The following is a 20,887-nucleotide window of genomic DNA, read 5'->3' as shown; positions in this document are numbered from 1 at the left end:
CGACGCAATATTGCTAGAAAAAACAGTCATCAAACGATGGCTGTTTTTTTATGCTGATAAGAATAATATACAGCCGTTAGCGTTGCGCTGGTGAATGGGCACAAAAACTGTCAAAATACATTACAGTAGACTGGCGTATCAGCACGTCAATTGTATAAATTAAAAAATAACCGTTATGATGACGAAAAGTCAGGAGATGTATCGATGGCAAAGCGCCTAATCAATATGCTAATTATAAGCGCGGCGGGCGTGTGGATGCTAAGTGGATGCAATAACGCAGACAATGCCAATAGCACTGCTCAACAGGATAGCGCTCAAGCAGAAACTCAGCCAGCAGCCAGTGCAACAGACAGCGCGCCGACAGCAATAGATTGGACGCGTATTGATAGCAGCGAAAAAGCGGCTAACCGAGATAACTATCAATATCCCTTTGCCCTCGATAGTCAAAATGTCCGCGACTATGCGGGATACTTCAAGGTCGATAATGCCACCGCCCAGCACAATCTGACCATAAGCATGGCAAGTAATGAGGCATTATCAAAGGTGCTTGATCAGCTTAGTACCAGTTATGTCTCACATGGGCTGACGGATACTAAAGATATGACGCTCATTATCCATACCACGCCCGATATCGCTGCTAGCAGCTATGATTATGTACTGGCAGGTGACTTCGCTAAAGGTCTGATATTACCTATCGTGATTCAGCCGGATGGTAAGGAAAGTGATGTGAAGGGGCATGGAGAGGTACAGAAGTAGAGGATTTAGAATAGTTAATAATAATTTTATAGCTCAAGTTTCGATTCTATTTATCCAGAATGTACGTTCGGTGAGTTTAAAGAAACCTTCAATCATACTTGTGATATTTTCCAGTAACACATCAAGTTTTTTATCAATATCTTGAGACGATAAACCTTCACTTAAAACTTGTATTGCTTCTTCGCGAGTAAATTTACTAGGTAATCTTTTAAGTTGTTTCTTATCAAGTAAGTAGTGAACATATAAGTTTCTAAGTGAAGACTGTTTTATTAACCATTTTGCTTCGACTTTACCGAGAGTTTCTTTGAAAAACATTCTTTCATTATCAGATGGTGTTCCTTTCATAACTATACTTTGAATCTTATTTAAGCTTTTTAAAGCATGATAAGTATTAAGAAACTTTACTCGTATTAGAGTATCGCTATGCTGTGGTAAAAACTCAGATGTTATTGTCTTCGTATAATTCAACCGTACTAAAATCAATATCAATGCTGATGCAAATTTCTTATTATCGTTTTCAAACTTACTTCGGTTGAATAAGTTCTTACTTTTGATATCTAACATTTGATAGTCTTCTTTTCTGCAAATATACTTTTTCTCAATACATGTTTCATCTACCTTAAAAATTCCAATTATAGTTTGTAAATAATCACCAACAGTTTCTCCAAAACTGAACAAACTCTCCTTTTCTAATATCACTTCTGATCCTAAGTCAAAAATAGTAGAATGAGTCGTTGTTATAAAATGTCCTTTATATTTAGTTAAGCCAAGGTCGGGCTGAATCAATTTCTTTAATTTATATAACTGACCCTTATGATGACTCTGAAATCTATCAATTTGATTAATATTTATGCTGTCTAAATCTAACAAACCATCATTAATATCTTTAACATACTCAAGCAATTTGGCTCGGTGGCGCATATTTCTCAAATGCTCAATATTTTGAGTTTCAAAAGACCGCTTAAAATCTGGATTTATTTTAATTAAAGTATCATAGCTTTCAATCACAAACATTGTCAATTCAGACATCAGCCCATTTATAATCATACCCTTTTCTGGTAGTTCAATTATTTGAACTACCATATCTCTAAAATATATTGCATCTAGTAATAATGCTTTTAAAGCTTGAGACCCATTATCTGAGTAATTACTATTTATTTTAATAACCCATCCCCCCAACCAACGCCAAAAACTCTTCCTCACCCACCACTTTTACGCCAAGTTTTTCTGCCTTCGCCATTTTTGATCCAGCCTTTTCGCCTGCCAATAGCGCAGTGGTCTTTGCGGAGATGCTTCCTGAGACTTTTGCGCCCAATGCTTGCAGTTTGGCTTTGGCTTCATCACGCGCCATGCTATGCAATGCGCCTGTGATAACCCACGTTTGCCCATCGAGCGGTAATCCTTCTGACACTAATTGCTCGACTTTGTTCCAATGGACGCCTGCCTCGCGTAGCGCGGTGATGACTTCGATATTGTGCGGTGCACGGAAGAATTTATAAGCAAGCTCAGCGGTGATAGCGCCAACATCAGGCGTGAGTAGTAATTTTTCGATACTGGCAGACATTAAGGCATCAAGTTCGCCAAATTGCTGCGCGAGGTTTTGTGCCGTTGTTTCACCAACGCCGCGAATACCGAGCGCGTAGATAAAACGTGATAACGTGGTATGTTTGCTAACTTCTATTGCATTTAGGATGTTTTGCACGGACTTCTCGCCCAATTTTTCAAGGGTAATCAACTCTTCTTGATGCTTGTGTAACTGATAAATATCGGCAACCGTTTTGATTAATCCATGTTCAAAAAAGCCAATCAGCCAACTTGCACCCAAGCCATCAATATCCATCGCCCGACGCGAGACGAAGTGAATCAGTGCTTCTTGCTGCTGGGCAGGGCAAAACAGTCCACCGGTGCAGCGCGCCAACGCTTCATTATCCGGCAATATCACAGGCGAGTCACACACCGGACAAGTGGACGGCAGCTGCACAGGTTCAGAATCAGCTGGGCGCTGATCAATCCAAACGCGCGTAACTTTCGGAATGACGTCGCCTGCACGGTGGACGCTGACCATATCACCGGCGCGCACATCGAGACGCTGAATCTCACCAAAATTATGCAAGGTGACATTGCTAACAGTAACGCCACCGACTTTCACGGGTTCTAATTTACCCACAGGAGTAATGGCTCCGGTGCGCCCTACTTGCCAATCAATCGCTTGCAGCCGCGTCATGACGGTTTCGGCAGGGAATTTATAGGCGGTTGCCCAGCGCGGCTCACGTGATAAAAAGCCAAGTTGTTGCTGGAGCGCCAAGCTATTAACTTTAATAACTGTACCATCAATCTCAAACGGTAATTTTGCACGCTTATCAATGACCGACTCATAATACGCTTGCGCTTCGCGTGGATTTTGTATCACTCTGACGGCGCTGACGCTAAAACCAATGTCACCAAGCCAAGCCAATGCTGCGGATTGAGTAGCAATAGTATCTGGCAAGCCTTGGTTTACTGAATAGCCATAAAACGCTAGTGGACGACTGGCAGCGATAGTAGGGTCAAGCTGACGCAAACTACCAGCCGCCGCATTGCGCGGATTGGCAAAGACTTTATCGCCATTTTCTTCCGCCAAACGATTCAGGCGCTCAAAACCTGCCTTGGGCATGACCACTTCACCGCGTACTTCTAATAATGGAATATCAGTAGCTGCCGCAATCCATAACGGTAAATTACGAATGGTCTTGGCATTTTGAGTGATATCCTCGCCGGTTTGCCCATCACCGCGCGTTACTGCTTGCACAAACGTACCATATTCATATTTAAGCGACACTGCCAAGCCATCTAGCTTGAGCTCCATTTCATACTCTGGACTTTGCTGCGCGACACTTAAGCGATCATTAACGCGGCGCATAAAATCACGTAAATCGTCGTATTCAAACACATTGCCCAGCGATAGCATGGGCGTGTCATGAGTAACTTGGGTAAACGCAGATAATGGCATATCGCCGACTTGATTTATCGGGCTATCTGGCTGCACTAAATCTGGATATGCTTTTTCAAACTCAAGTAACGACAGGCGTAATTGATCATATTCAGTATCTTCTAAAACAGGATTGTCGAGGACATAATAAGCATTGTTATGAGTTTTTAGAGCGGCAATAAGCGCACGCATTTGGGCGATAATGGATTCGTCAGTTGTCGCAATGACAGACGTTTCATTATTTTGAGAAGTGGTTGGTTGCGTGTTGGTGTGCGCAAAAGTAGGCGGTACGATAGGAGTGGTCATGGTCGGCATCTGTGCTATTCAAGATGCCGATATGATACCAATTTTCTACGGAAGGAGCACGGATAGCTGGCACAAATCACCCAATCATTATGATTAAGTTAAGGCAGTTAATGTCATTATCGATGCTTTTTTATAAGTTAATTTATGCGGGGATGATTAATCTTTATTTTAATATTAACTGTTTAACACGTTCAGCATTTACGCTTGATAATCGCGTACGTAATTGCGTAGTTGCTGCTTATATTCAGGCGTAATTGGTTCGTTGTTTTCATCAAGCATCATCGCGTCTAAGTCATTTGCCATCATATAAGCAATACTCATCATGCTATCAAAGCTCACGAGCGCGCGTGGATGCGGCAGCGATAAAAACAGCACCACACCATTATAAGTATTGGTCGCCACGCTATGTGGGTCAAAGGGTGCAATACCATTATCCGTAATACCCATCATGCTAAACCACAAGATGCCGGTACCTTCTTTTTGCTCATAACGGTGGAACATATTCATCGCGCCAAAACGCAAACCGTATTTATCCACCAAACCCAATAAATCCTGCCCACGAATGATAGCTGGCGGACGGTCACGATATTGATGCGGCAAAATGGTTATATTGATATTGTCTTGCGCATGAATCAGCGGACTATTTTGTGCCTCATCAACCGGCTCTAACAGATGCTGATCGAGTATTGGGCTATTATCAGTAAAGGCTGGCTCAACGGCAGTATCAATAACCGGCATTAAATTGTCAGTAGCAGACATTAAGCTTGAAAAGGCATCGCCTTCTTGATTGCCATTCATTTGATTATGTTCATCGCTGTACAGAGTTTTGGATAATTGCCCAAATTCTGCATCATCTTGCTGATTCTGTTCTGCTTGCCAGCGCGCAAAGTCTGCACTGGTTTTTTCGTTATGCTCTTGATAATCTGAACCCTGACCACGCGCAGGTACGTCTTCAATCACGGCATGCAAATAATCGCGATTGGGCGTGATAGTGGTTTCGCCAGCAACCGTATCATCAAAGTCAGGTTGATCGACAATATTACGCTCGTGGCGTGGAATAATAGGGATACCGTTTTTGTCATAATTAATCACTGGCGTATCCGCGCTCTGGCGACGCTTGAGACTGCGCATGACCATAAACAGCCCTGCAAACAATATAAATGCAGCAATGACAATCAATATAAACTGAATCACAGTCATGAGAGAGTTATCCTAATATATGACAAAAAGGGAAATAAACGGAGAAATAAGGCGGTTAATAATTGGCAATAGTCTAGCATGGCTGACCTTTATCGTCATCACATTGTGACGCTTTCGTAAATGCTTATAAGTAGCCATGTAAAATATCTCATTCAAGCGATACTAAAGACAGATTCAAAACGTATTTAAGCCATCCTGCTAACTCTCAATATAACGTACGGCATCTTCTAACGATACGCTCACTAATGCTGAAATACCCGCGCTTGGCATGGTGATACCTTTGAGCTCATCGGCAATTTGCATGGCAAGCTTATTATGACTGATAAAAATAAACTGTAAGTCATCCGCCAATTCATGAATCAAGCTGGTAAAGCGCGCAACATTGGCATCATCAAGCGGTGCATCAACTTCATCAAGCACACAAAAAGGCGCAGGATGCTGCTTAAATATCGCAAAAATTAAACTGAGCGCGGTTAATGTTTTTTCACCACCGGACAATACCGCTAAGCGACTATTACGCTTGCCTTTGGGCTGTGCCATTAAAGTGAGACCAGCGCGCCACTGCTCTGACTTTGGCGTATTGCTTGGCATATCATCTGTATTGAGCGTTAAGCTGGCTTGACCGCCACCGAATACTTTGGCGAATAAATCACCAAGGTCGATATTGACGGCATCCAATGTCTGCATAAATAAAGTTTTGGTAGTCTCATCAATTGAGGTAATCGCCGCTTTCAAGGTATCCATACTGGCGGCGATATCTGCGGTCTGTTGGGCAAGCGGCTCTAGGCGCTCATTAAGCTCGTCGAGTTCAGCAACAGCAGCTAAATTAACCGCACCAATTTTAGACAATTGCTGCTGAAGTGTACTCTGCTGGGCGCTCAATTCAGCCATTTTATCGGGACGAACTCGGCGCGCATGACTGATAAAGTCGGCTAGTAAATTTATAATATTAATAGCTGGCGCTTGGGTTTTATGATATTGCGCGACTATTTTATGATAATGCGCCACGGCCGTCTCTGCGTGTTGAATCATATCTTCTAAGCGCGCTGTACTCAGTGCCAATGCCGTTGCATGGTCTGCCAGCTGGCTTTGCTGCGCTTGTAGCTGAGTTTGCCAACTATCTAACGTGGTCTGCTGTTCATTATGTTCTTGCTTAGACTGCGTTAATACGGTTTCGCGCTCAGACACCATCAACTGCTGCTGGTCACGCTGTACTTGCGCCACTTGCAAATCCGTTTGTAGCTTGGGTAATTGCTGCTGGTGCTCGCTCATACGAGTTTCCAACATCTGCATTTTTTGCCCATATGTCTCATATAACTCGGTGACCCGTACAAGGCTGCTGTGACTATGCGCCAGCTGTATCTCGCTTTGCTGAATATTCAGCTGTAGTGACTGCCATGCATTATCGTCCGCTTGCCGAGCCCGGTTGCGCTCATTGCGCGCTTGTTGTAGCTGCTGGCAATGCTGTTGCGCTTGGGTTAATTGTAGACTAAGCTTTTCTTTATCGGCGTCAATTTGCAGCTGCTCACTCTTTAACACTTCAGACTCTTGCTTTAGTTCCTGCTCTTCTTGCTCAAGTACGCTTTTATCTACATATAAGCGTTCGCTATCGGCTTGCAAGCGTTCCTGCATTGCTTGCTCGCGACTCAACTGCTGCTGAATTTGATAACTGTCGCGGGTTAATTCAGTAATTTGTGCCCGCAGCTCCTCAAGATTAACCATAAGCGCATCATAATCGCGCTGAGTATGCTTCATGGTTTGCTGCTGACGCTCTAGTTCTGCATCACCTTCATCGAGCAACGCTTCTAATTCTTCTAGACGTGTACGCTGAGTCAGACGCTGGGACAAAAACTGACTGCTGCCTTGATGGTCTTTAATGCCGGCAAGCTTAGTTATATTAATAGTTCCGCTGCTACTGATTATCCAGCCATCGATGGTTAATATTAACGCTGACGATGGCAATGCTTTTAGGATAGTTGATAGTACTTTAACGCGATCATCACCATTATTAGTATTAGAACAGTCTTTTGGTAGATATAAGTAGCACTGTTGCCAAAATGCAAGCGCTGGTTTAACAATCAGCGCTGATAAGGGTACGATTTGCTCGGCTAAATCATCTGGAAGCTCGTTTCGAAGAGCTGTTGTAAAGGTGTTTTTTTGAGCCGCACCTATTGCTGCAGGTAACCATAAACTGTGATGAATGTCATTTTTCGCCTGACCTGCTTGCTGCTGATAAGTGAGCAACTCTGTGATATACGCGCTGAGTGGCGCGCACGTATTATCCATATTTTGGGCATCACCTCTTGCTATCAGCACATGACTGTCCAGCCATAGCGCCAGTACTTTATCTAAAATAGCGGCATACGTTTGACCGCGCTTACTTAACTCAATGTGCTCACGTAAAGTAGTTACTGATAGCGGTTGTTCATTGCTTGTTATATTATAGCTAACGGTTGATTCGGTATTTGTATTCTCTAATTTTTTATTAGTTTTCGGATGCAATATTTGATGTAAAGTTTCATACTCACCCGATAACAGTGCTTGTCGTTTTTCATGTTCGGCAAGTTCGCGTTGCTGATGAGCTAAGCTTTTCTGCAAATCCAATGCCTGCGGCTGCAAATCTTCTATACGTTCTGATACACCATCCTGTTGGCGAGTGATTTGTTGCAGCTGCTGGCTTAACGCTGTGATTTTGATATTTGATAGCTGCTGTACGACTGGCTCATGATTTATGCTAGATTCATTTACTGCAGTATCAGTACCCGATATAGACGCTTGCAGCTGCGCCCATAATGCTTGCCAACTGTCATGACGACGTGTCCATTTTTCTTGCTGAATGGTTAAACGTTGCTGAGCTTGGCGACTTAATGCCTGCTGCTGCTCAAGAGCACGTGACTTTTCTTGCAATTTAATAAGCTGATGTTGCGCTTCATTCCATGCACGCTGCTCTGACTGCTCATTTTTTTGATAATTAGCGCGTTTAGCAGTTAATGCTGCCAGCTGCGGGCGGCTGTTTTCAAGCAATTGTTGTTGTTCAATTTGCGCGGTTTTTAGCGTAGCAATTTCAGTATCTGCTTGATTGTGCTGCTGCTTCGCTTGACTGTATTGCTGCTCAAGTGTCGCAAGTTGCGTCTTTACGTCGTTAAGCTGATACTCGGCTTGTTGATAATGCAATTGCTGCTCATAATACGTACTTTGGGCATCGTCTTTGAGCCATTGTTCTTGATTAATATGGACGGTGAGCTTGTCTTGTTTGGCTTTTAGCTGTTGATAATCCGCTTGCAACATAATGACTTCGCTAGCGCTGCGTTCATAGGCAAGCTTTTGCTGCTGCTGGGTATGTTTGGCTTGGTATAACTGTTGAATAGCAAGCTGCTGCTGGATGTCCGCTAAGCTTTCGCTTAATTCATGATAGCGCTGGGCACTGGCTGCTTGCTTGGATAAGGTCTTTTGTTGACGCTCCATCTCGCTTTGCATATCGTGTAGTCGCGCCAGATTATCTCTCGTTTTTTCTAGCTTTTTTTGTGTCTCCTCACGCCGCGCTTGGTAGCGCGATACGCCTGCCGCTTCTTCGATAAACTCACGTAGCTGCAATGGGTTTGAGTCGACAATGCGCCCAATCATCCCCTGCTCAATCACCGCGTAACTGCGCGCGCCAAGCCCCGTACCCAAAAATATATCTACCACATCACGGCGGCGGCAGCGCGTCCCATTGATAAAATAATCTGAGCGCCCCTCCAAGTTGACTTGGCGACGCACGGACAGCTCTTGATAGAGATTGAGCGCATGACGAATTCCGGTCTGCTCATCTTGGGTATGCTCAAAGGTCAGCTCGACACTGGCAACACTTTTCGCCGCTTTATCCTGCGTACCCGCAAAGATGACATCGCTCATCGCCCCGCCACGCAGCTGCTTTGCCGAGGTCTCACCCAGCACCCAGCGAATGGCATCAATCACGTTGGATTTGCCACAGCCGTTAGGTCCGACAATGGCGGTAATACCACGGGGAAAAGTAAAGGTAGTCGCATTAGCAAAGGACTTAAAGCCTGCCAATTTTAGAGATTTTAAGCGCATGAACGGTCAGCAAATCGACAAAAAATGAGCGGCTATTTTACCTGAAATTGTGAGGGGTTTTTGGGGTTTATAAGAGTGGGTTTTGATGGATTAAGTATAATCTGATATGTGTTTTTTAATCCTATCGTAAAGCTTGTCAAATTCTTTCTCAAATCTTATCTTTAATAATTCCCGATTGTCTATACTGTTAGAGCTATCGTTAAGACTATGAGCAAAAAGGTACTGGCGTGATACCGCCAAAAACTCTTCGCAACAAGTATTTAATTCAGGAAAATATAAAACAGTAATCACCTCAATTTTTGCACCTTTTTCTGTAAACTCATCAGTATTTATCTCATCTTCATTTACTTCTTGAGATAGTTGTACATTCAAAATATGTAGGATAGAGGTAAACTCAATTAGATGAAACGCTAATTCTTCATACTTTTGTCTTAAAAAAATTTGCTTTTCGTATCTATGTTCAGATTCTTGTTTCACCAGATTGTGAGTATGGTCAGAGTTTTGCTTTAAAATATCCTGTTTATATCTTTGAACATTTGAGAAGTAACTAGTTGCAAATGAAATTAAACCTCCTATAAGAGCACTCAAAACACCAATTGCTACCACACCCATTCGTTACTTCCTCAAATAATAGTTTCTAAGATAATATATCTATTTACAACACCCCAATCCCATTTAACAATAACTGACCACCGACAAATAATAATAAGACCCCAAAGGCACGCTTTAACGTTGCTGCAGGCAATTGATGCGCAAGCTTGGCACCGACTTTTGCCATCATAAAGCTGACCACGGAGATACATAAGAATCCAGAAATATGCACAAAACCTATTGTCCCAGATGGCAAATTCTCAACGTTTTTACCAAACCAAGCAAATCCAAGCGCGCCAGCAATGGCAATCGGTAAGCCACATGCAGCAGACGTACCGACTGACTGCTTCATCGGTAACCCTGCCCAATTAAGAAACGGCACAGTCAAGCTACCACCGCCAATCCCAAAGATAGCAGATGCCAAACCAATCCCCGTTCCTGCACCCATCTGCACGCCCTTTGACGGCATTGGCTTACCCAGCTGTTCTTTATTGGACATAAACAACATATTAATGGCGACCAATAGCGCTCCAACCCCGATAATTGCTTGTAGCGATTTGCCATCAATCATTTCTGCGACGCCAGCCCCAACCAAACTACCAATGACCAAACCAAGCGCCATATTACGCCAGATATCCCAGCGTACACCGCCACGTTTGTTGTGCGCGGTCATCGAGCTTATAGATGTGATGATAATGGTGGCAAGCGATGTACCAATTGCCAAATGGGTGACCACATCAGGCGGGAAATGATAGGCAGTAAAAATCCATACCAGCGCGGGTACAATAATCAACCCTCCGCCCACACCAAATAGACCAGCGCACACACCTGCAACCGCCCCTGCAATCACAAACCACACATATAACATCATCGAGCCTACCTTTTATTGAGCTTATTTTTGTTTTGTTTATCTTCTAATATGCGTACCTTTTACCGCACCTGACTTTTATTGCGCCGAGTTCTATATCATAATGAGCGCCACGGATATTAATGCTTATTTGCCAGACGCTTATTTGTCATCAGCCTTTAACACATGCGCTTTTATCCGTCGCCCTGATTTTAAGCTCACAATCGCTGTAGTATAACAAAGATTGTCCCTGCCACATGACTCACATCGACTAAACTTATGCCGCTATCCGATTCGCTCTCAGCCCCGCTTTCCGACTCAATTTCAAGCCTCAACCATCGCCACGTTATTAGCAGTCCATCGACCAATAGTGAGCTGATTAATGCCATACAAGACGGCTCACTTTGTGCCAATAAGCTGCACCTGTTAACGGCTGAAACTCAAACGGCAGGGCGCGGGCAACGAGGGCGCTCATGGCAGTCACCGCTCGGCAATGTCTACCTGTCGTTATATCATCCGGTACAAGTGCCTGTTAGCGGCTTATTGTCGCTGATTATTGGTGTTGAGTTGGCAAAAATACCGATTATTCAATACTTAAATACCCAATTGCAAGCGCAAGGATTAACGTCTATCGGGGTGAAATGGGCAAATGACTTGGGCTTTTATAAGCAAGATAGTGAAAAAGATAGTGAAAAAGAAATCCAGCCACAGAATGACCATGCTCAAACAGATGAGGAAGCGATTATTTATTTTAATAAGCTGGCTGGCATTTTGATTGAACCCGTTTGGCGCGCTGGTAAATTAGTGGGCGTGGTGATGGGCGTTGGTTTAAATGTACAAGCCACACCTACGTTGACCACGCAAACTTGCGAGGGCATGAGCTATCAAGCGCTCAGCTTACAAGATATTTTTGAGTTACTGAATATTCAAACCAGTCTAGCTGTAAGCTTGAGCTTGCCTACTTTGCAAGAGTTATACGAGCAAATGAGTAAGGCATTAATAGCAGCCATGACTAGCTTTACGCAAATATCAGCCGAACAAGCCAGCACTCAAACGCCTTATAGAAATGAGTTTTTACGCCAATTTGCCACCATGGATGCCCTTGCAGGATTGCGATTGCGCGTCACACAAAACCACCAAGGTGAGCTACAAATCATTGAGGGGCACGCCTGCGGGATTGATACACAGGGATGTTTGCAATTACGTCAAGATAACGGTAAGCTTGCCGCGCTTTTTACTGGACGTATTGATGTTCTTAATAATGCTTAAACGGTAACACTGGTTACTCATGTAAGGATAGTTATGCTTTGGCTTGATCTTGGCAACACCCGTCTTAAATACTGGCTGACTGATGATATTGGTCAGATTATCTCTCATGATGCCACGCAGCATCTACAAGCACCTACCGAACTACTAATGGGTTTGACCGATCGCTTTGAGCGTTACGCGCCTGACTTTATCGGTATCTCCTCGGTACTAGGCGATACTTTGAATGTCAAGGTGTCAGAGACGTTAAGTCGGCTTAATATTCCATTTGAGTTTGTCCATGTAGATGCCACTCACCCTTTGATGAATAGCCATTACGATGCCAATCAATTGGGCTGTGACCGCTGGCTACAAATGCTGGGTACAGTTGATAAAAAAAAGCGCCAATGTGTGATTGGTTGTGGCACAGCAGTAACTATTGATTTGATTGACCATGCAACCCATTTAGGGGGCTATATTTTCCCCAATATATATTTGCAACGCGAGTCATTATTTTCTGGCACCAAGCAAATTACCATATCAAACGGCACGTTTGATAGCATTACTCAAGGCACGACCACACAAGATGCGGTACATCGCGGCATCCTGCTGTCTATCGTGGGCGCGGTCAATGAAATCAGCAACCGCCATCCTAATTTTGAGCTGATTATGACTGGCGGCGATGCCAATATGATTGCTCAACACATCAATCGTCCGGTACATATCCGTAACGACTTATTGTTAAATGGTCTGGCGCGCTATTTTGAACAGAATAATAAGGCGTTATAAGCCACTCATCACCAGCTATTTAAAGTCGTTAAAAATAAAAAAGCAGTAAGTATTACACTTACTGCTTTTTTGTCGTCTATAAAATGTGAGTTATCATCAGTACTAATAATTCATATTGGTAAAAATTAAACTATTAAACTGTTGCTGGTGCTTTAATAGTCACCGTAGCACTTACTGCTTCCTGCTCATCTAACAATTCCATGACCAGCTCATCAGCACTGTCTGTTTTGACTTGCCAATTGCCCTCAGCACGCGGCACGCCCGTTGCCATGACAGAAATGGCTTTGTTTTTTAGACGAATCATGGGCGGCTTATGCTCATAGCCCTCATGATCAATCCCTAAAACATCATCAGCGATTGTCGCTGCCTGTGCCCGTAATGGCGCGACATAACGACAAGCCACCCCATTAATAGACATACAATCGCCAATCGCATAAATATGTGCCGTTTTCGTACGCAGCGTTGGCGCATCAACGACAATTCCGGTTCGGCTATCAAACTCAATCCCAGCAGCGGCAGGAAGTTTGCCATCAACAGTCAGTCCAGTACTGGCAATCACATGATCTACGGTAATGGTAGTGATTTCAGTCACTTCATTCTCAGCACTATTATTACTATCATCGTTCACTGGCTTTAATGGCGCATAACTGACTTGCAAGCTGCTATCGTCATTACGAGTGACGTCTGATACGAGGCAGCCACCCAAAAAGCGGATTCCTTGTGACTCAATCGCTTTAGCAATACGCGCAGTGGCTTGCGCTGGTAACATTTGTGACAATGGCGCGTTATTTAAGTCAATCAGCGTCACCTCATGACCGGCTTTTAGCAAATCTTCGGCGATTTCTGTACCAACCATGCCAGCACCAATAATAGCTACGCGCTGCGCACCCGTTGCCAATTGAGCTTGTAGCTGAGCAAAGCGCTCGATATGGTTAACATGCCATACCAGCTCTTGCGGCAAGCTTTTAGGAAAAATAGGATGCGCTCCGAGCGCCAATACTAACTTATCATAGCGAACGGTAGCGTAATTCGTGTTGGCTGGATCTGAGCGCAGAGCAGAGATTAGCTGCAATTGTTGAGTGGCAGCATCAATATCCGTCACACTGGTATATGCCAGTAAAGTGACCCCTGCTGCTGCTGCTGCGTCCTCACCTGTTGCCCGTACTAAATCTGCTGCTTGTTTATTTTGACTGATTGCCATGGTCAGCATGGGCTTGTGGTAACGATCACCGCTATCAGCTGTGATAAGGGTAATCGGGATATCTTTATCTTTAGCACGAATCGCATCAATGACATGCCAGCCAGCAAGACCTGCACCGATAATCGCAATACCAGACACTGTAGACGATGCCGCTAGATTTTCTATACTCATAAAAGCTCCAGAATAATTGTTATAACCATAAATATAAAGGTATACCGTGAATTTTTTATAGACGGCTATTCTTTAAATAGCGTGAGTCATTGTTTTAAGGATAAATCATCATAGTGCTAAAGAGTATAGCAGTAAATAGATAAGCGCTCATCCGACAACAAAAAGCGCCCGAAAGATAGGCGCTTTTTACAGTCATAAAGGGCAATAATGAATACATTACTGATTTAAAATTTTTGATAAAAACTTCTGTGCCCGTTCACTACGCGCCCCTTCAAAGAATTCATTTTTACTACAGTTTTCAACGATATAACCTTCATCCATAAAGATAACCCGGTTAGCAACTTGGCTGGCAAAGCCCATTTCATGAGTCACACACATCATGGTCATGCCATCGCGGGTCAGCTCTACCATCACATCGAGCACTTCTTGAATCATCTCAGGGTCAAGCGCGGAAGTCGGTTCATCGAATAACATGGCCACCGGATCCATCGCCAACGCCCGTGCAATTGCCACACGCTGCTGCTGTCCGCCGGATAGTTCAGCCGGATACTTCTTCGCCTGTACCGTCAATCCTACTCGATCAAGATACGCCATTGCCTTTTTCTTAGCGTCATCTTCCTTGCGACCCAATACTTTGATTTGTGCGACAGTCAAATTATCCATAATGGTCAGATGTGGAAACAGTTCAAAATGCTGAAACACCATCCCAACTTGGCTACGCAATTTTGGCAAATTAGTCTTTGGCGCACCGACAGAAATCCCACTGACCAGTATTTCACCTTTTTGGAACGGCTCAAGCCCGTTCACGGTTTTAATTAACGTTGATTTACCACTGCCCGATGGACCACAAACTACGACCACATCGCCTTTATGTACGTGCGCGGTACAGTCGGTCAGCACTTGGAAATCGCCATACCACTTACTTACACCAGTCATCTTAATGACAATCTCATCACTAGCATGACCGTTATCCGTGACCAGCCCGCCAAACTCATTAATATACGTATCAGGATTATTCATCGCTGGCTCCTAGCCGTTACTTTTTTGGATAACTTTTATTAATCATTGGCATTACCCAGTCGTACGATATAGCTTAAACACTTTTAGTCAAAAGGTACGTCAGACTTTATTAAAATCTCAGACGTTTTTGGATTTGTTGCACCCCAATAGACGCGCTAAGACTAATAATAAAATAGACCGCGCCCGCGCCTAAAATATAAGGGGTTAATAATCCCATCAACTCACCGCGAACATAGGCGGCACGGAAAAAATCGGTCAAACCGATAGCAAAAACCAAAGTCGTATCTTGGAATAGAATAATACATTGTTGCAAAATCAGCGGTAGCATTTTACGAAAGGCTTGCGGCAAAATAATCAAACGCATGGTTTGCCCATACGTCATCCCTACAGCTTTAGCTGCATTGACCTGACCACTTCCAATAGACTGAATACCAGCGCGCACCACCTCAGAAAAATAGGCTGCCTCAAACATCATAAACGCGACCACACAAGAGGTAAACGCGGTATCAAGTTGCAGATATTTACCTGCTATCCAAAAATATAGCATTGGTACGGCAAAGTAAAACCATAGCAGCACCAATAATAGCGGTACTGAACGAAAGTAATTAACGTAGAGTTTGGCTGGAATTTCAAGCGCTTTGATACCCGATAGGCGCATTAATGCCAGCACCGTACCCAGTCCAATACCACCGATAATGGCTAAAAAAAGCACCTTTAATGTGGTGAGCATGCCGCCCATCAAACCTGGATAAGCCGTGGCAAGTTCAGTCATCATATTCATTTTTGACCTCCTGCGATAAGCCCAGGTACACGCAGTTTGCGCTCAATAAAGCCCATAATGGCAATTAACGATAAGTTAAATACCAAATAAATAACGGTCGCATAAGTATAAATCTCAAGGCTATTTTGGGTATATTCACTAATGGTTTTGGTTTGGCTAATCAATTCCATGACCCCAACGAGCGAGGCAACCGACGCATTTTTAAAACAGTTGGTCAGCTCCGAGCTAAGCGGCGGTAAGATAACGCGAAAAGCTTGGGGCAGCAGGACTTCTTTATAAGCTTGCGGCACTGTCAACCCGAGGGCATAAGCGGCATTGATTTGACCTCTTGGCAAAGAGTCAATACCAGTACGAACCTGTTCGACAATACGTGCAGCAGTGAATAACCCCAGACCAATACTGGCTGAGAGCATGGCGGACGTATTCGGTGACAAGCCTTTATACCACCATTCTTGTAGTGCAGGCGTGAGCCAACCAGGGGCAATATAAAACCAAAAGAACAGCTGCACCAGTAACGGTATATTACGAAAAAATGTCACGTAAGCGGTGCCAATACCACGAGCCGTTTTATTGGGTAATGTGCGCATGATACCGAATACCGTACCAACGACCATAGCAATCGCCCACGCGACACTACCAATTAATAACAGCCAGCCAAGACCGGTAATCATCCAGTGAATATACAGCTCACTGCCAATGCCAGTCCGCTCAAAGAGCACACCCCAGTTCCAGCTATAGTTCATAATTGTCTCTCCGAGTCGCGATTAATAGGCGCATACGTCAGGCAATGTACATGATTAAACATATATACCTGACGCATGAACGAACTATATTCAGGGACAAAAAGTCGTTACTGAGCAGTCGCTTCTTTAGGCTGGTCGCTATCATGTGGATTGGCAATAAGCGCTTTTAAGTTGTCCGACATCTCAAAGTTTAAATTGACATTTTTTGGTGGAATCGGATTTAAGAACCATTTGTCATAGATGCTGTTAATTTCACCTGATTTATAAACATTGGCTAATGCTTCATCGACCACTGCTTTAAATTCAGGGTCGTCTTTACGCATCATACAGCCATAAATCTCAAACGATTGCGGTTTACCCACGATAACCCAATCATTGGGGTTTTTCGCTTTGGCTTTTTCGCCTGCTAGCAACACATCATCCATCATAAAGGCATCCGCACGACCACTTTCAAGCATGAGGAAAGCCTCACCGTGGTCTTTTGCGGAGATAATACTCGCACCCAGTTTCTTCTCATCATTATATTGACGGATATAACGCTCTGATGTCGTGCCTGCAGTAGTGACTACTGCTTTTCCTTTTAAGTCTTCAAAGTCTTTAATACCAGAGTTGGCTTTGGTCAACAGGCGCGTGCCAATCTCAAAGAATCCATTAGAGAAAGCAACTTGTTTTTGGCGTTCTTCGTTATTGGTGGTTGATCCACATTCAAAGTCTATCGTACCGTTTTGTACCAATGGAATTCGCGTTTGCGAAGTAATTAGGTTGTAACGGACTTTTAGATCTGGCATGTTTAGCTTATCTTTTACTGCTTCTACAACTTTCATTTCTAAATCATGCGCATAACCCATTGGCTGATTTGGGTCGGCAGCAATGTATGAAAACGGAATAGAGGAGTCACGATAGCCAACCACGATAGTGCCGGAGTCCTTAATTTTCTGTAAGGTATCGGCAGCATTGGTGCTCGAATCGTTAGCAGTACTATCTGCTGAGCCATCTGTAGAGGTAGATTGATTGCTATTGTTACAACCCGTCAAAGTTAATGCCATAAAAGCGACTAATGTTAAGGGTTTTGATAGTGCATAAGCCATGAGATATATCCTTTTATCACATTGTGACCAATTTGGCAGAGATACTAAAAAGCTATTAAAACCGCATGGTTATCAGCAACATAACCGCTATGCATCCCTGATGTTACTCTAGTTTATAGTAATGAAACTTAATGTTACTTTATATCAACATTCCCAACGTTAGTAAAGTTCTTTAGTGTATAGAGCGATACGCTGGGCAAAAAGCGCGCTGTCTTGACAAATTTAGCTCATCTATAAATATTCAATGTTATCTAAAGGGTTGTTATTAACTATTAACGGTCGTAATACGCTTAAAAAATAGCCGTTAACGGTTAAGTATGGCTAGTGAATATTGATAAATGAGGAATAATCCCCATAAAGTTAGCAACTTCTTAACCATACACCTGACTTATGACCCAAGATTCGCAAGCCCTAAATCCTGAGCACCCTCAGTCTGATACCACTCCTATCGATAACGTCGTACTCGATAACGTCGTACTCGATAACGATGTGCGCCAACGCTTTTTTATTCAAGAGTCACCCGTGCGCGGTGATGTGGTGCGTTTATCACGCAGTTATGCGAGCACCATTGCCCAAAAGCCTTATCCTGAAGCTATCAAACGCTTATTGGGTGAGATGCTGACGGCGGCAAGTTTATTGATTGGTACGGTCAAAATCGATGGTCACTTATCCATTCAATTGCAGTCGTCTGATAAAGACAGCTTGCTGAATTGGGCAATGGCAGAATGTGACCAAGATGGTGTCATCCGCGCCCTTGCCAGCTGGAAAGCAGATAACGATGAGCAAGTACAGGCGTGGGAAAATATGACCAGCGCCAATGATGCTTTTGCTGAGCTGGGCGCATTTGGGCAAGGGGTATTATTTATTAATATTCAGCCTAAAGGTGGCGAGCCGTATCAAGGTATTGTTGAGCGCAGCCATGACAATTTAGCCGACTGCTTAGCTCATTATCAAAAACAATCAGCCCAGATTCCAACGCTAATTAACTTGGCATCGGACGGTTTGCAAGCAGGTGGTATTTTAGTGCAGTTATTGCCGCGTCGTGATGACGAAGAGCAAGAGCACGTCGATAATGATTTATGGCCGCGCTTGTCCGTATTGACCCGTACCATTAAGCCTGAAGAGTTGACCACATTACCAACCACTGAATTGTTATATCGTTTGTACAATGAAGAAGATGTGGTCTTGCCAGAGCCTGTAGCATTAACCTTTGGCTGTACCTGCTCAAAAGAGAAATGCGAGACAGCGATATTACAAATCGGGCAAGATGAGATGCTGGATATTTGTGACGAGCAAGGCGGTCAGTTTGAAATGGATTGCGGATTTTGCGGCGCGATTTATCGATTTGATAAAGAGGATATCGCTGAGATATTTACTGAATAACTTTTGTTTAGCTATTTAGCCGTTTAGTTAAGTTTAATGAATTATCAAAAACCCTTGAGCGTAATGTTTAAGGGTTTTTTTAAATTATAAAAAGGTGATAAAGACTGCTCTAATATCTTGATTTACAACGTTGCTACTGCTACTTTATTTGACATATAAAACCTTCAAATCATCCGACAGATTTTAAATTACCACGCCAAGCTCATCAGGATAAGACTGTATGCAAACATTAGGTATATTATCGCTGCGCCCATTCTGTAATAGCCATGCAATGACTTGCTTATGCACCCTGTCGTTATACAGTAAATCGTAATGACTCACTCCATAAAAAATTGCCTTATGCCCTTCTGGCACAAATAACACATGCTCGTCAGTATGCTCACCTAACGCTGAGTCTATCGTGACCAATCCATCACCTAACAAGCTTGCAGCCATAAAATCGTAATGAGCCTCAGCTAATGTGCCTGCAACTAAGTAGGTATGAACATGCAGTGGCAGTTCAGCAGGATGGCGAAATTCATGGGGAAGAATACTGCGACCTTCTAAATACTGCCAATCTTCATCACGAATACTGCCATGACGCAGGTCGATGATACCTGCACTACGCAAATCCCCAAGTTTGGCTAACGACCCCGCAAAAGGTAGCTTTGCAATCCTATCTTGTACAAAATTACCAATACGCTCAAGGCTCGCGCCATGATGCGGTGAACCAAGGGTAATGAGATTTCCCACGCGTTTTACCCAGTTAAAGCCTTGTTGCTTGCCATAAAATAGCGCACTACGCGCGACCAACCCACCCATACTATGGCCAATCAAATCAATCTGTGTAATGTTTGGATTATTATCTGCTAAGTTCTGGATAACTTTAGAGAGGTTGCGTCCATTACTTGAGATGTGGCGCCCTGTATTGTAATCAAGATATAAAACGGTAAGTGTCGGCTGACTTTGGATGATACGTTCACCTAAACCGTCATTTTCGAAAGGATGCCAGCTTAAATGACTCATGCAAAGACCATGACATAGAATGACAATACGCCCTGCTACTTCACCTTGTTGCAAATATCCGTATCTATCATAGAATACCATCGGAATAGCGAGCGGATTATGATGCGTAACCAGATGATGACCCATGACCCCATTCAGTACATTGACCAATCGTTTTAGCTTTTCAGGGAGCGGTTGAATATTTTTCTTATTCAATATACTGTCGTACAATCTGACTCCTGATGCGACATTATCACCTATCAGCCGCGAGGCATGTCGTACCGTACCATAGATACGCCCGACAAGACCGCGCTGCCACTTACTTTGATTGCGGTCATTAAATCGCCCTAATGGACGCAAAACGATCTCACGGTGGATAGCTTCTGCAATATCGGTGACTTCTACCACACCCATCGTCACCAGCTGCGCCAACCCTTCAAAAAAATCAACCAAATTGACAGGTTCACGATTGATATCATCATCGCTGTTATCCAGGCTTAACGTTGCTTGCTTATCCATGTAAATGTAATCAAGATTAGCCAACTGCTCATATACATTATCCTGAAAACCCTTGCTAGATTCACTGCTAGGTTGATTCTCAGAATCATCGTGAGGATGAGCAAAGAGATCATGGATAGTATCGATTGGCTTAGTATTGGGCATAATTTTGATAGTTTCAACGATAAGGATGGCCTCATATACTAGCCTGTTAATGAGAAAAACAGAAGAGAATGATGACA

The 20,887-nt window shown here is 43.5% G+C and carries 16 protein-coding genes; 4 read left to right on the top strand and 12 right to left on the bottom strand.

What is annotated here, in order from left to right:
- Positions 1 to 204 precede the first annotated feature (204 nt).
- Positions 205 to 756, top strand: coding sequence for a hypothetical protein (locus H2245_RS04550; protein WP_182406173.1), 552 nt, complete (start codon positions 205 to 207; stop codon positions 754 to 756).
- Positions 757 to 789: 33 nt separating this feature from the next.
- On the opposite strand, the gene H2245_RS04545 is transcribed toward H2245_RS04550, so the two are convergent.
- From H2245_RS04545 to H2245_RS04520, 6 genes are all read right to left on the bottom strand, one after another.
- Complete coding sequence (locus tag H2245_RS04545) at positions 790 to 1,959, bottom strand: hypothetical protein (protein ID WP_182406172.1); 1,170 nt, start codon at positions 1,957 to 1,959, stop codon at positions 790 to 792.
- Positions 1,916 to 4,030 carry an NAD-dependent DNA ligase LigA gene (ligA, locus tag H2245_RS04540; RefSeq protein ID WP_182406171.1) on the bottom strand — a complete coding sequence of 705 codons (2,115 nt, stop codon included), beginning with the start codon at positions 4,028 to 4,030 and terminating at the stop codon, positions 1,916 to 1,918. The genes H2245_RS04545 and ligA overlap by 44 nt, the downstream gene beginning before the upstream one ends.
- A 198-nt stretch (positions 4,031 to 4,228) precedes the next feature.
- Positions 4,229 to 5,230: a cell division protein ZipA C-terminal FtsZ-binding domain-containing protein gene (locus tag H2245_RS04535; RefSeq protein WP_182406170.1), complete on the bottom strand. Its 1,002-nt coding sequence runs from the start codon at positions 5,228 to 5,230 to the stop codon at positions 4,229 to 4,231.
- Between the two features lie 198 nt (positions 5,231 to 5,428).
- A complete protein-coding gene (locus tag H2245_RS04530; protein ID WP_182406169.1) occupies positions 5,429 to 9,304 on the bottom strand; it encodes an AAA family ATPase in 3,876 nt (1,291 codons plus the stop codon).
- 90 nt (positions 9,305 to 9,394) lie between these two features.
- Entirely contained in the window at positions 9,395 to 9,916 is a 522-nt protein-coding gene (locus tag H2245_RS04525) for a hypothetical protein (protein ID WP_182406168.1), read from the bottom strand.
- A 43-nt stretch (positions 9,917 to 9,959) separates the two neighbouring features.
- Positions 9,960 to 10,763, bottom strand: coding sequence for a sulfite exporter TauE/SafE family protein (locus H2245_RS04520; protein WP_182406260.1), 804 nt, complete (start codon positions 10,761 to 10,763; stop codon positions 9,960 to 9,962).
- A gap of 258 nt (positions 10,764 to 11,021) precedes the next feature.
- On the opposite strand from H2245_RS04520, the gene H2245_RS04515 reads away from it, so the two are divergent.
- Both H2245_RS04515 and H2245_RS04510 read left to right on the top strand, forming a co-directional pair.
- Entirely contained in the window at positions 11,022 to 12,011 is a 990-nt protein-coding gene (locus H2245_RS04515) for a biotin--[acetyl-CoA-carboxylase] ligase (RefSeq protein WP_182406167.1), read from the top strand.
- Between the two features lie 33 nt (positions 12,012 to 12,044).
- Positions 12,045 to 12,776, top strand: coding sequence for a pantothenate kinase (locus H2245_RS04510; protein ID WP_182406166.1), 732 nt, complete (start codon positions 12,045 to 12,047; stop codon positions 12,774 to 12,776).
- 133 nt (positions 12,777 to 12,909) lie between these two features.
- Here H2245_RS04510 and H2245_RS04505 read toward each other — a convergent pair whose 3' ends face one another.
- The 5 genes from H2245_RS04505 to H2245_RS04485 all read right to left on the bottom strand — a co-directional run bounded on the left by H2245_RS04505 (position 12,910) and on the right by H2245_RS04485 (position 17,780).
- Complete coding sequence (locus H2245_RS04505) at positions 12,910 to 14,148, bottom strand: FAD-dependent oxidoreductase (RefSeq protein ID WP_182406165.1); 1,239 nt, start codon at positions 14,146 to 14,148, stop codon at positions 12,910 to 12,912.
- A gap of 216 nt (positions 14,149 to 14,364) precedes the next feature.
- Complete coding sequence (locus H2245_RS04500; protein WP_182406259.1) at positions 14,365 to 15,084, bottom strand: amino acid ABC transporter ATP-binding protein; 720 nt, start codon at positions 15,082 to 15,084, stop codon at positions 14,365 to 14,367.
- Between the two features lie 193 nt (positions 15,085 to 15,277).
- On the bottom strand, positions 15,278 to 15,949 hold the full coding sequence (locus tag H2245_RS04495) for an ABC transporter permease subunit (RefSeq protein ID WP_182406164.1): 672 nt from the start codon (positions 15,947 to 15,949) through the stop codon (positions 15,278 to 15,280).
- Complete coding sequence (locus tag H2245_RS04490) at positions 15,946 to 16,692, bottom strand: amino acid ABC transporter permease (RefSeq protein ID WP_182406163.1); 747 nt, start codon at positions 16,690 to 16,692, stop codon at positions 15,946 to 15,948. Before H2245_RS04490 ends, H2245_RS04495 begins: the two co-directional genes overlap by 4 nt.
- Positions 16,693 to 16,799: 107 nt before the next feature.
- Positions 16,800 to 17,780 (bottom strand): glutamate/aspartate ABC transporter substrate-binding protein, encoded by a 981-nt coding sequence (locus H2245_RS04485; RefSeq protein ID WP_182406162.1) that lies wholly within the window; start codon positions 17,778 to 17,780, stop codon positions 16,800 to 16,802.
- A gap of 390 nt (positions 17,781 to 18,170) precedes the next feature.
- Here H2245_RS04485 and H2245_RS04480 point away from each other — a divergent pair, with 390 nt between their 5' ends.
- Positions 18,171 to 19,163: an Hsp33 family molecular chaperone HslO gene (locus tag H2245_RS04480; protein ID WP_182406161.1), complete on the top strand. Its 993-nt coding sequence runs from the start codon at positions 18,171 to 18,173 to the stop codon at positions 19,161 to 19,163.
- A 183-nt stretch (positions 19,164 to 19,346) separates the two neighbouring features.
- On the opposite strand, the gene H2245_RS04475 is transcribed toward H2245_RS04480, so the two are convergent.
- The gene (locus H2245_RS04475; RefSeq protein ID WP_182406160.1) at positions 19,347 to 20,810 is read right to left on the bottom strand and encodes an alpha/beta fold hydrolase; all 1,464 of its coding nucleotides are present in this window, start codon (positions 20,808 to 20,810) and stop codon (positions 19,347 to 19,349) included.
- Positions 20,811 to 20,887 lie beyond the last annotated feature (77 nt).

Source organism: Psychrobacter sp. GP33 (assembly GCF_014119005.1).
GTDB lineage: Bacteria > Pseudomonadota > Gammaproteobacteria > Pseudomonadales > Moraxellaceae > Psychrobacter.
The sequence above is the reverse complement of the archived record's forward strand: the minus strand, read 5'-3'. Positions and strand labels throughout refer to the sequence as shown.

What these genes read in the sequence shown, in the direction of transcription:
- H2245_RS04505 (WP_182406165.1), bottom strand. Translation starts at nt 14,148, where the DNA reads ATGAGTATAGAAAATCTAGCGGCATCGTCTACAGTGTCTGGTATTGCG.
- H2245_RS04530 (WP_182406169.1), bottom strand. Translation starts at nt 9,304, where the DNA reads ATGCGCTTAAAATCTCTAAAATTGGCAGGCTTTAAGTCCTTTGCTAAT.
- H2245_RS04550 (WP_182406173.1), top strand. Translation starts at nt 205, where the DNA reads ATGGCAAAGCGCCTAATCAATATGCTAATTATAAGCGCGGCGGGCGTG.
- H2245_RS04520 (WP_182406260.1), bottom strand. Translation starts at nt 10,763, where the DNA reads ATGTTATATGTGTGGTTTGTGATTGCAGGGGCGGTTGCAGGTGTGTGC.
- ligA (WP_182406171.1), bottom strand. Translation starts at nt 4,030, where the DNA reads ATGACCACTCCTATCGTACCGCCTACTTTTGCGCACACCAACACGCAA.
- H2245_RS04500 (WP_182406259.1), bottom strand. Translation starts at nt 15,084, where the DNA reads ATGACTGGTGTAAGTAAGTGGTATGGCGATTTCCAAGTGCTGACCGAC.
- H2245_RS04480 (WP_182406161.1), top strand. Translation starts at nt 18,171, where the DNA reads ATGACCCAAGATTCGCAAGCCCTAAATCCTGAGCACCCTCAGTCTGAT.
- H2245_RS04490 (WP_182406163.1), bottom strand. Translation starts at nt 16,692, where the DNA reads ATGAACTATAGCTGGAACTGGGGTGTGCTCTTTGAGCGGACTGGCATT.
- H2245_RS04510 (WP_182406166.1), top strand. Translation starts at nt 12,045, where the DNA reads ATGCTTTGGCTTGATCTTGGCAACACCCGTCTTAAATACTGGCTGACT.
- H2245_RS04485 (WP_182406162.1), bottom strand. Translation starts at nt 17,780, where the DNA reads ATGGCTTATGCACTATCAAAACCCTTAACATTAGTCGCTTTTATGGCA.
- H2245_RS04475 (WP_182406160.1), bottom strand. Translation starts at nt 20,810, where the DNA reads ATGCCCAATACTAAGCCAATCGATACTATCCATGATCTCTTTGCTCAT.
- H2245_RS04515 (WP_182406167.1), top strand. Translation starts at nt 11,022, where the DNA reads ATGCCGCTATCCGATTCGCTCTCAGCCCCGCTTTCCGACTCAATTTCA.
- H2245_RS04495 (WP_182406164.1), bottom strand. Translation starts at nt 15,949, where the DNA reads ATGAATATGATGACTGAACTTGCCACGGCTTATCCAGGTTTGATGGGC.
- H2245_RS04525 (WP_182406168.1), bottom strand. Translation starts at nt 9,916, where the DNA reads ATGGGTGTGGTAGCAATTGGTGTTTTGAGTGCTCTTATAGGAGGTTTA.
- H2245_RS04535 (WP_182406170.1), bottom strand. Translation starts at nt 5,230, where the DNA reads ATGACTGTGATTCAGTTTATATTGATTGTCATTGCTGCATTTATATTG.